9 protein-coding genes and 1 tRNA gene are annotated in these 10,481 nt (G+C 64.1%); 4 read left to right on the top strand and 6 right to left on the bottom strand.

What is annotated here, in order from left to right:
- The first annotated feature begins 204 nt into the window (after positions 1–204).
- A complete protein-coding gene (locus tag C0V72_RS16235; RefSeq protein ID WP_143704569.1) occupies positions 205–666 on the top strand; it encodes a hypothetical protein in 462 nt (153 codons plus the stop codon).
- A gap of 160 nt (positions 667–826) precedes the next feature.
- Here the strand turns inward: C0V72_RS16235 and C0V72_RS10370 are convergent, their stop codons facing one another.
- The 4 genes from C0V72_RS10370 to ftsE are packed head-to-tail and all read right to left on the bottom strand — an operon-like array spanning position 827 to position 3,741.
- Positions 827–1,519: a lysophospholipid acyltransferase family protein gene (locus tag C0V72_RS10370; protein WP_233999892.1), complete on the bottom strand. Its 693-nt coding sequence runs from the start codon at positions 1,517–1,519 to the stop codon at positions 827–829.
- Complete coding sequence (locus C0V72_RS10365; RefSeq protein ID WP_101794056.1) at positions 1,516–2,046, bottom strand: YdcF family protein; 531 nt, start codon at positions 2,044–2,046, stop codon at positions 1,516–1,518. The genes C0V72_RS10370 and C0V72_RS10365 overlap by 4 nt, the downstream gene beginning before the upstream one ends.
- A 10-nt stretch (positions 2,047–2,056) precedes the next feature.
- Positions 2,057–3,004, bottom strand: coding sequence for a cell division protein FtsX (locus C0V72_RS10360; RefSeq protein WP_143704568.1), 948 nt, complete (start codon positions 3,002–3,004; stop codon positions 2,057–2,059).
- Complete coding sequence (gene ftsE, locus C0V72_RS10355) at positions 3,001–3,741, bottom strand: cell division ATP-binding protein FtsE (RefSeq protein WP_101794055.1); 741 nt, start codon at positions 3,739–3,741, stop codon at positions 3,001–3,003. Before ftsE ends, C0V72_RS10360 begins: the two co-directional genes overlap by 4 nt.
- A 164-nt stretch (positions 3,742–3,905) precedes the next feature.
- Between ftsE and C0V72_RS10350 the strand changes: the two genes are divergently transcribed.
- The 3 genes from C0V72_RS10350 to C0V72_RS10340 all read left to right on the top strand — a co-directional run bounded on the left by C0V72_RS10350 (position 3,906) and on the right by C0V72_RS10340 (position 7,490).
- Entirely contained in the window at positions 3,906–4,904 is a 999-nt protein-coding gene (locus tag C0V72_RS10350) for a zinc-ribbon domain-containing protein (RefSeq protein WP_101794054.1), read from the top strand.
- Between the two features lie 109 nt (positions 4,905–5,013).
- Positions 5,014–5,100 (top strand) — tRNA-Leu (locus tag C0V72_RS10345).
- A 194-nt stretch (positions 5,101–5,294) separates the two neighbouring features.
- Positions 5,295–7,490 (top strand): putative bifunctional diguanylate cyclase/phosphodiesterase, encoded by a 2,196-nt coding sequence (locus C0V72_RS10340; RefSeq protein ID WP_101794053.1) that lies wholly within the window; start codon positions 5,295–5,297, stop codon positions 7,488–7,490.
- On the opposite strand, the gene C0V72_RS10335 is transcribed toward C0V72_RS10340, so the two are convergent.
- Positions 7,491–8,009, bottom strand: coding sequence for a DUF6702 family protein (locus tag C0V72_RS10335; protein ID WP_101794052.1), 519 nt, complete (start codon positions 8,007–8,009; stop codon positions 7,491–7,493).
- Entirely contained in the window at positions 8,009–10,444 is a 2,436-nt protein-coding gene (locus C0V72_RS10330) for a M1 family metallopeptidase (protein WP_101794051.1), read from the bottom strand. The genes C0V72_RS10335 and C0V72_RS10330 overlap by 1 nt, the downstream gene beginning before the upstream one ends.
- Positions 10,445–10,481: the final 37 nt, after the last annotated feature.

Genomic DNA, 10,481 nt, shown 5'->3' with positions numbered 1-10,481 from the left:
GGAGCCACAATCGTCTGCCTCTCTCGGATCAGGCGCTACGCCTGTCGTTCTACATCACCCTCGCCGCCAGCGCCCCTCCCGCGAAGCGGGTTCGTGCACCGACCCCATTGTGGTCGTAAGGCATTGATCGCAGACTACCTCCAGAGGAGGTGAGATATAATGTTGCCAATGCCTTGCTATACGCCCAGATCATATCGTGATTTGTTGACCCGAAGCCTTGCCTTGGCGGCGGGTGTAGAGAAGATCACACCGTTGCTCCCGGACAGATCGAAATATAGCGATAGCCGACCGCCATGCGTCAAATGGATATTTTTACCTAATCGCCGTGGCGACCTCAACGACTGGGAAAACAACGTACAACATTCCTATTGGAAGTTTCGTGAAATTTATGAGGAACTTCAACCTCATCACGAATTTCTTCGAATGGGTTATACCCATATGGGTGAAAAGTACGGCGAGGCATTTTGGCTTTGGGAGGATATCAGGCCAACCGTATCTTGGGTGAGTGAACGGTTGCCTTTGATCTACGTCATGGCGCATGCCTGTGACTGTAATCTTGAAGGGTGGACTTTCGAAGACGATCACGCGTGGGCATTTGGTCTTGCGGACGTGATAAATGAGGCTGGTTTTGACCCGGAATACACTCGGCCAGGGCAAATGAGTTGATCCGGTGTCACCGAGCGCCGCTGCTGTATGAAAGCGGATCAAGCTTGCCTGCTGGCTTGCTCGCAACGGGTGTTTCCAGCGAATGGCAACTTTCCACCCACTTTCGGTCATTACCGCCACCCCCGCTATCTCCCGAAAGCGGTCATAGCGCACTCCAACCCTACTCGTTCAGCACATTGATCGCCGCATGGACCCGCGCCTCAACCTCAGCACGCGGCAGGCCGGCCGGGATCATCTCGCCCACCTTGTAGGTGATCCGGCCCGGGCGTTTCACCACATGGTGATAGGCCGCCCCGCTGTTCACCGCGATGGGCACGACCGGCAGGCGGAGCAGTTTGTACAGGCCCGCGAAACCTGCCTGAAGCGGCGGGGCGGCGCCGTGTTTGACGCGGGTGCCTTCGGGGAAAATCACCAGCGGGCGCCCCTCTGCCACGCGCTGCTTCGCCAGCGCCAGCATCGCCCGCAGCGTTTTGGCCCCGTCCTCGCGCGCGACCGGGATCAGGCCGTAAACCAGCGCCGAATAGCCCCAGCCGGGGATGCGGAACAGTTCCTGTTTGGCAAAGACGGCCGGGTCGGTGAACAGGCGCGGGGTATCGATCGCCTCGAAGAAGGCCTCATGCTTGACCGCGATGAGCACCGGGCCTTCGGGCAGAGTGCCGTCAAGCACCACCTCGATGCCCAGCAAGTTGCGCACACACCACAAGTGCCAATCGCCCCACTTGGCCACCACTGTGCGCAGCCACGCCTTGCGGGCCGTGACCGCAACCACCGAGGCCGCCACCAGCAGCGCCGACCCGCCGTAGAACAGCACATAAAAAGCGAGCGAACGCAGCAGCGCCAGCAGCCAGGTCAAAGCTCTGCCAATCCTGCTGCGCGGCTGGCGATCAGCTTGTGATATTCGAGGAACAAGGTGCCCAGATCGGGCTGCGAGGGCACCGCATCACGGATCACAGTGACGTGGGCCGGCAGCGTCCGGTCAAGCTCGCCCGCTGCGCGGCGCATGTGCCAGTCGGTCGTCACCAGCCGGAGCGAGCGGACCTCGTTCTGCGCCACCCACTTGGCGGTTTCGGCGGCGTTGGTGCGGGTGTCGACGGCGGTGAAACCCAGCGACAGGCAGCATGCCATCGTGCGCTGGGAGACGCCGAATTCCGCCGCAAACTCGCCGGGGCGCACTTCGGGATCGACCCCGCTGACCAGCAGCTTGTCCGCCTGCCCGGCATCCAGCACCGCAAGTCCGCGCGCGATCCGGCCCGGACCGCCGGTGAGCACAATCACGGCGTCGGTTTTCGCGCTGTCGGCTGGCTGCGGCAGCGCGACGATGAACCACAGAAAGCCCAGCGCCCACGCGAGGAACAGCAAGGATATGGCGCGCCTGATCATCAGTCAGAGCCTAAAGCATGTCGCGCAAGGCAAGCGCAATGGTGATCCGCGCGGTCAGCCATGCCAGCAGCACGCCCGCCAGCGGAATCGCCCCGATTATCAGCCAATCCGCCAGCACCAGACCGCCGCCGCCCACCATGCCGCTCCCCAGCGCGGCAAACTGCTGGCCCAGCAGCCAGATCGCCGCCACCCCCAGCGCGCCGCCCAGTACCGCGCCTGCGGCCGCTTCGCGCAGCACGTCCCGCAGGAAAACCGCGGAGATTTGCCGGTCGCTCGCGCCCAGCAAGTGCATGATCTCCACCGTGTCGCGCGCGCCCGCAAAGGCATTGCGCGCGGCCAGCCACACCGCCGCCGCGGTGGCCAGCGCAACCAGTGCCACCAGCCCCAGCGCGAGCCATTGCAACGCGGCCAGCGCATCATTGACCGGACGCAGGAAATCGCCCTGGGCATCCACCCGCAGACCCGGCACCCTGGCCGCCAGCGCGGCCTCGATCCGCGCGACGTCGGCGGGCCCCGCAGTTTGGCCAAGCTCGACATCGATCAGCGCCGGGATCGGTACGTCTTCGCTGGCCGCCCCTTCGCCCAGCCAGGGCTCCAGCATCGCGGCCAGTTCAGCCTCAGGCACCAGCCGCACCGCCGCGACGCCTTCGATGCCAGTCAGCAGCTTGACCGCTGCCGCCGCCTTGCTGGCGCGCAGATCCGGGGCTGGCTCGATCACTTGCACGCTGATCGCGCTCGACAGGCCTGCGCTCGCACTGGTTGCCAGATTGCGCAGCGCAAGGCCGCCAGCTGCCGCGATCACGACCAGCGCGATCAGGATGGCGATGACCCACGGGATCGGCCCGGTCAGACGCGCTGGCGGCAACAGGCGCGCCGCCGCACGCCCGCGCGGACGCTCGGGCTGGCTCTCGTCTCCATCATTCTGCGGAGCGGCCGAAAGCGGGGGCGGCGTGGTCATCCCGGCCCACCTGCGGCTGGCCCCGATGGACGCGGCGGATAGCGCAGCGCCCCGGTGGGATCGGACAGCTGGCCCTTGTGCAGCCGCATGATGAGCGAATCCGGCACCTTCTTGAGCAGGTGGACATCGTGGGTTGCCACCACCACCGTGGTGCCGACCCGGTTGTTCAAGGCTTCAAACAACCGCAGCAGCTTCAGCGCCATATCGGGATCGACATTGCCGGTCGGCTCGTCGGCAATCAGCATCTTGGGCCGCCCGATCACCGCCCGGGCAATCGCGACGCGCTGCTGTTCGCCGCCCGACATCGTCGGCGGCACGGCATGGGCGCGGTGCGACAGGCCCACCCAATCCAGCATGTCGCCGACCGCCTTCAGCACCTTCTTCTCGTCGGTCCCGGCCAGCCGCAGCGGCAGCGCGACATTATCGAAGGCGGTGAGATAAGGCACCAGCCGGAAGTCCTGAAACACCACCCCCAACCGCCGCCGCAGCTCCGGCAACCGACTTTGCGGCATGGTGACCAGATCCTGCCCGAACATGCGGATCGCCCCGCGCGAGGGGCGCTGGGCGAGGTACAGCATCTTGAGCAGACTGGTCTTGCCCGCACCGCTCGCCCCGGTCAGGAAATAGAAGCTGCCGGGGTAAAGCGTGAAGCTGAGATTGCTCAAAACCTCGGGATCGGTGCCGTAGCGCAGCCCGACATTGTCGAATTTCACGTGTCCGGCAAGGGTGTCGCTCATCCCGCGCACCTATCAGGGGGGCAGGCCAGCGAAAAGCCGAAGATCGCAAACGGGCCTCAGAATGCCCGATTTACACCCCTCAATGTGGAAAACAGCAGGTAAATGGGCCGATAAGGCGTGCTTGCTCTTGTGCGCAAAGGCGCGAAGCCTATTCCAATCATGACATGATCATCGCTTGCCCAGCCTGCGGCACCCGTTACGCCGTGCCTGACGCTGCCGTCGGCAGTGAGGGCCGCACCGTGCGCTGCGCCAAGTGCAAGCATAGCTGGTTTCAGGATCCGCCCGAACAGGCAGCGCCGAACAACCCCGTGCCAGTCGCGCCCCGCCCATCGGCGCCGCCCCCGCCCCAGTCAACCCCGGCGCCGCAAGCCGCCCCTCCCCCGGGACCGGCGGTTGCGCCGGCGCAGACCGCAGCCGCTGTAACCCTGCCTGCCCCCCAGCCGGCACCCGTTTCCGAACCGCAGCAGGACGGGCCATCGGTCAGCCATTGGCGGGCGCCCGAAACCCGGGATGCAAGCGGGGATACGGACGACACGGCCGCAATCGCGGTGCGCAGCCTGCGGCGCGGTTTGAATCAGCAAGGTGGTGGTGCGGCTGAGCCAGCCGCCCCTCCGGCCGCGCTGCCAGACACTGGCCTGACCGCAGCGGCCGGTGACGGGCCGTTCGATGACGATGAACCGGGCGACGATGAGGCAGACGGGTCGCAATTCGATTATCGTGCGCCGTTCACCCGGCCGCGCAACACCCTCAAGATGTGGACGCTGGCCGCCGTGCTCTTTGCAGCGCTGGCAACCGGCACAGCTGTCGCCGTCAATTATTATGGCCTGCCCGAATGGTTGCCGCTGCAACGCCCGACCTTCGGCGTCGGCCAGCCGGGGCTCGAACTTGATTTCCCCAAGTCCGAGCAACGCAAGGAGCCGCTCGAAAACGGTGAAGTGATTTTCCGCGTGCGCGGCACCATCACCAATTCTGCCAGCACCAGCCTTGATGTGCCCAACCTGCTGGTTGTGTTCAGCGACCAGCGTGAACGCAATATCGGGGATTGGGTGGTGGTGCCCTCCAAGCGCCGCCTGGCTCCGGGCGAAACCGTCACAGTGACCGAGGCGATCGCCAATATTCCGGCGGGCGCGGCGATGGCGGACCTTGGCTGGGCCCCCCGATAAGCGGCATTCGCGCCGGCACGTCAAAGGGCTTGCGCCTGCGCAAACCCCTTGCTAGGGGCCCGCTCCTACCGCGGGGCGAGCCATTGGGCAGCCTCGGCAGAACCTGAGTGCGGTCGTGGCGGAATTGGTAGACGCGCAACGTTGAGGTCGTTGTGGGCGAAAGCCCGTGGAAGTTCGAGTCTTCTCGACCGCACCAGCTGGGCTTTGCAGAAACGGCCCCCCCGCGATGCCCGATGCAATGGGCCGCCAAACGTGCGGGGCCAGGTCGAGCGTGGGCATTACCGGCCATGGCCCGCCGTGTGATTGCAAGCCCCCATCCGGGCAACCGCCCATCGCCCTTCACCCAATTACGCAGGCCGCGTAGCACGCTTTATTAAGAGCCAGCGGTGCATGGCAGTTATCGTGCAGGAAGCCGCCCGCCTTCATTCAATCCGCCGTCTCGGCCTTGATGCGATCCCCGATCGTGACCTGTTTTCGCGCATTACCCTGCTTGCCAGCATGATGCTGGACTGCCCCATTTCGCTCTTGTCGGTGGTGGAACAGGATCGGCAGTGGTTTCTGGGGCGGACCGGGACGGATCTGCTGGAAACGCCGGTCGACGATTCGTTCTGTGCGATCTGCGTCATGAGCGACAAGCCCTTGCTGATCGATGATGCGGCGCTGCATCCCAATTTGCACAGCAACACGCTGGTTACCGGCGCGCCGTTCATCCGATCCTATCTCGGCGTGCCGATTCGCGCGGACGACGGTATGTTGCTGGGGGCGCTATGCGTCATCTCGCCCGAACCGAACGCCTTTTGCGCGGCGCAGATTGACCGGCTGGCGATCCTTGCAGAACTGGCCGAGCAAAGCCTGGCCCTGCACACCCGCACCCGGGCTCTCAGCCTTGCGAATGCCGCGCTTCAGCAATCGAGCCAGATTTTCAAGCAAGCCGAACGCGCGGTCAATGTCGGCAGCTGGTGGGCGGATATGGCGACGCGGCAGCTGCGCTGGTCGGATCAGGTCTATGCCATCACCGGGCTTGAGCCGGGCCATTCGATCAATGTGCGCGATGTCGTGCAGCTCTATCAGCCGGAAGACCGCGCCATGGTCAGCAAGGCGATGGACGACACCATCGAGGGCGGCAAGCCGTTCATGTTCGAAACCACGATCCACCGCCGTGATGGCGAACAGCGCCGCATCCGCGTGGTCGGCGAGCGGGTCGATGTCGACGGGCGGCCCGATTGCGTCGCCGGCATCATCCTCGACTGCACCGAGGAACACCTGCGCAATGTCGCATTGAAGCGGGCAGCCGAGCGCGATCAGTTGACCGGGCTGTATAACCGCGCCAGCTTCGACCGGCGACTGGCGGCAGCGATGCAGCGGGTGGAGACCCAGCCTGTCACCGTCGCCCTGATCGATCTCGACGGGTTCAAGGACGTCAATGATTCGCTCGGACATCTGGTCGGCGACCGGGTGCTGGAAACCATTGCCCAGCAACTGCACAAGAAGGCGACCAGCGGGGCCTTTCTGGCGCGCTGGGGCGGGGATGAGTTTGCGCTGCTGTTCCCCAGCAGCATGACCCTCGATGCGGTCGTCCGGTTCCTTGATGGCTTGCTGGCCGACCTTGGCGATATCCCGCCGCTTGGCGCTGCACTGCTGCGGATCGGCGCAACTTGCGGCGTGGCGCGCATGACGACATCCGCCAGCAGCGAAGAAATCATGCGCCGCGCTGACCTCGCCCTTTACCGCGGCAAGGAAGCCGGCCGGGGGGCGGTGGTGTGCTGGGATCGCCAGATGGAGGCCCGCCAATCCGAACGGCAAACCGCCATGGCCCAGCTGCGCGGCGCGCTGAATGCGGGCCGGGTGATGGCCGCCTATCAGCCGATCGTCGAGCTGGAAACCGGCCGGGTGGTGTCGGTCGAGGCGCTGCTGCGGCTGCGCAGCGAGGATGGCCAGATCATCACCGCAAGCGACGTGTTTTCCGCTCTGCTCGATCCGGAATTGTCGCTGCGGGTTTCGCGGGTGATGCTGGATGCGGTCGTCGCCGATGGCCCGGCGATCATGGCGCTGTTTGGCCCCGACACGCGGATCGGCCTCAACCTGTCGGAAGCCGACCTGAGACGCGGCGATTTTATCCGCCACCTGATCGACGTGATCGACGACAGCGCGCTCAGCCCCCGGCACATTACCATCGAAGTGACCGAAACCATGCTGATCGACGCGAGCGGGCAACTGCGCGCATCGCTCGACCTGCTCAATGAATGCGGTTTCACCATCTGTCTGGATGACTTCGGCACCGGGTTTTCCTCGCTCACGCACCTGCGGGCCTTCCCGATCCACAAGGTCAAGATCGAGCGCGATTTCATCGCGGCCATCGGTGAGGATCACCAGTCGCGGCTCATTATTCAAGCCATTGTCCAGATGGGTCACAGCCTGGGCTTGCGGGTGGTGGTCGAAGGGGTCGAGACAGAAGAGCAGGAGATTTTCCTGCGCGCCATCGCCTGCTGCCATGTGCAAGGCTATCGTTATGGCAAGCCGGCCTTGTTGCCCGACCTGAAGGCGCACTTTGCCGGAGACAACGCCGCTACGCGCCGCCGCGCGTGATTACCGCGGCAGCGGCGCTGCCTGCGGCACATCCCCGGCGTGGAAGATGAAGGTTGTGACAGCAGTGCCGCCGCCGATGTTGACGCGGTTTTCCTGCCGCGCCCACACATCGGTCAGGATCTGGGAATTGAGCCGGACCAGCACCTCGCCTTCGGGCGCGGGCGTTTCCTGATAGACCCACAGGCTGCCCCCCGTGATCTCGCTTCCGACATAATCGGGGGTGATGATCGCGCCATTGACCATCAGCAGGAACCGCCGCCTGACATAGCGGGCAAAGGCCTCGCGGCTGTCCTCGCTGCCGATGATATCGGGCGTGTGGATGTTGGGATTGCCGGTCCGCTGCACCACCAGCGCATGTTCGGCATCATGAACCGGCACCTGATGCGCGATCTCGATCATGCCGGTGCGCGCGTTAAAGCTGACCGTGCTGATCGTGAACTTCTGCTGGTGCGCGCTCGCCGTGCCAGCCCCGATCGGGGCCAGCACCAGCGCGAGGCACACCAACAGACGGCGCAGCATTACTTTTTCTTCTTGTCCGGTTCGGCCCCGGCAGCTTCGCCCATCAGATCGCGGCTGACGCGGCTCTTGCTGGCTTCGTCCTTGAAGGCTTCGACCCGGCTGGGGATGATGCGGCGCGGATAGTGGTTGTTTTCAAGGTCAGCATCGCCCGTTTCCCAATCGGGATCGACCATGACTTCGACCAGTTCCTTGCCCTTGGGATAGACCAGCAGCTTGGCCACCTCGCGGCTGTTGCGCCGCCAGATTTCGGCCGGGATGTTGAGCTTTTCCTTCGACCCGTCCTTGAAGGTCAGACCAAGGATGACCGGCATCACCAGCCCGCCCTTGTTGGTGAAGTTGAGGACGTAGTAATTGGCGTCCTCCTTCACCGCGCGGTCAAAGGCGGCGCGTTCCCACGGCAGCAGACCGTCGAGGAACTCGGTATAACCCTTGCGGTCCTTGGGGGTGACGGTGAATTCGTCATTCTTGTCGTAGAAATCGGTCACGCCGGGGTTTTCCAGCACCCAGATCGGCAGGCCCTGCTGCTGGTTGAAGCCGATGCCGACCGGATCGGGTTCCTCGGCACGTTCGGCCCGGCGGCGGGGCAGATCGATGTCGGGGTTCTTGCTGTCCATCTTGAGGCGGTAGATCGAATCAAGGCTGATATCGACGTGGTCGGTGGTGTAGAACCACCCGCGCCAGAACCAGTCGAGATCGGTGCCCGAAGCCTCTTCCATCGTGCGGAAGAAGTCGGCCGGGGTGGGCCGCTTGAACTTCCAGCGGCGGGCATATTCCTTCAGCGCAAAATCGAACCGTTCGCGCCCGATCACGGTATCGCGCAGCACGTGATAGGCGGCGGACGGCTTGCCATAGGCGTTGGAGCCGAGGTCGGTGACCGAATCCGACTGCGTCATGATCGGCTGCTGGTTGTTCGACACCATGTAGGGCACCAGATCGCGCGCCAGGCTGCGGGTCCAGGGCATGTTCGGATCCCATTCGTAGCCTGCGACCGAATCGAGGAAGGAGTTCAACCCCTCGTCCATCCAGGTCCACTGGCGTTCATCCGAGTTCACCGTCATCGGGAAATAGATGTGCCCGATCTCGTGGATCACCACGCCGACCAGGAACATCTTCTCAGCCAGCGAATAGGTGCGGCTGCCGTCCTTGTTGAGGGTGGTGCGGGGTCCGTTGAAGGTGATCATCGGATATTCCATCCCGCCGACCGGCCCGTTGACGGACTGCGCGGTGGGATAGGGATAATCGAAGCTGAAGCGCGAATAGACCTTCAGCGTGTGCACCACCGCAGCGGTGGAATACTTCTTCCACAAGTCGCCGCCTTCCTTGGGCCAGAAGCTCATGGCGAGCACGGTTTCGTTTTCCGCACCGGGCTGCTTCACGCCTTGCGCGTCCCACATGAACTTGCGGCTGGAACCCCAGGCAAAATCGCGCACGTTGGTGGCGGCAAACTTCCAGGTCTTCGTGCCCCTGGGATTGCCGGCTTCGGCAGCGGCGGCTTCCTGCGGGGTGACGATGAACACCGGCGCGTCCGCGTTCTTCGCAGTCTCAAGCCGCTGGCGCTGGGCGGCGGTCAGCACCTCGTCCGGATTCTGGATCGTGCCCGTGGCGGCGACGATGTGATCGCTCGGCACGGTCAGATCGACCGTGTAATCGCCGAATTCCAGCGTGAATTCACCGCGCCCCAGAAACTCCTTGTTGTGCCAGCCTTCGTAGTCCGAATAGACCACCATACGCGGGAACCACTGCGCGAGCAGGAAGATGTCGTTGCCGCCCTTGCGCGGATCATCGGGGAAATGCTCGTAACCCGACCGCGCGTTGACCGCGTCTTCCTCGACGATGTTGAACGCCCATTCGATCGCGAATTCGGTGGTCTGCCCGGGCGCCAGCGGCGCGGGCAGATCGATCCGCATCAGCGTGCCGACGATGGTGTGCGGCAGCTTGGCGCCGTCGATGCTGGTCACAGCGGAGATATCATAGCCGTAGGTGTTGTCGGCCATCGCCTGTTGGCGGCGCAGTTCATCGAAGGAAAGCTTGGTCGGCTCGCTCCCGCTCCCCAGCTGGACCTTGGGCCCGCGCCGGCCGGGACCACCGAAAGCATCGGTCAGTTCCGCCATCGAATCGGTCTTGAAGATGTTCTGATCGAGCTGCATCCACAACCACGGCAGCGCGTCGGGCGAGTTGTTGGTGTAACGCACCGTGGCGCGCGCGGTGATGCGGCGCTTGGTTTCGTCGAGCGTGGCGGTGATGTTGTAGTCGACTTTCTGCTGCCAATATTCATGCCCCGGCGCACCGCTGGCGTTGCGGTACGTGTTGGCGTCGGGCAGCACTTCATCGAGCTGGCGGAACTTGTCTTCGAAATTGCCCTTGGTCTGCTGGATGCCCTGAGCAGAGGCGGGGGCGGCGATGAACAGGGCGGCAATAAGCAGAACGAAACGCAAGGGCGCTCTCCGGCAAGAATGGCAGACCCGTGAGAGA

Source organism: Porphyrobacter sp. TH134, assembly GCF_002855495.1.
Classification (GTDB): domain Bacteria; phylum Pseudomonadota; class Alphaproteobacteria; order Sphingomonadales; family Sphingomonadaceae; genus Erythrobacter.
This window is presented reverse-complemented; position numbering and strand designations above follow the sequence as displayed.

Bases quoted from the DNA above. Each gene is read 5' to 3' on its own strand.
- C0V72_RS10350 (WP_101794054.1), top strand. From the start codon at position 3,906: ATGATCATCGCTTGCCCAGCCTGCGGCACCCGTTACGCCGTGCCTGAC.
- C0V72_RS10365 (WP_101794056.1), bottom strand. From the start codon at position 2,046: ATGATCAGGCGCGCCATATCCTTGCTGTTCCTCGCGTGGGCGCTGGGC.
- ftsE (WP_101794055.1), bottom strand. From the start codon at position 3,741: ATGAGCGACACCCTTGCCGGACACGTGAAATTCGACAATGTCGGGCTG.
- C0V72_RS10360 (WP_143704568.1), bottom strand. From the start codon at position 3,004: ATGACCACGCCGCCCCCGCTTTCGGCCGCTCCGCAGAATGATGGAGAC.
- C0V72_RS10335 (WP_101794052.1), bottom strand. From the start codon at position 8,009: ATGCTGCGCCGTCTGTTGGTGTGCCTCGCGCTGGTGCTGGCCCCGATC.
- C0V72_RS10340 (WP_101794053.1), top strand. From the start codon at position 5,295: ATGGCAGTTATCGTGCAGGAAGCCGCCCGCCTTCATTCAATCCGCCGT.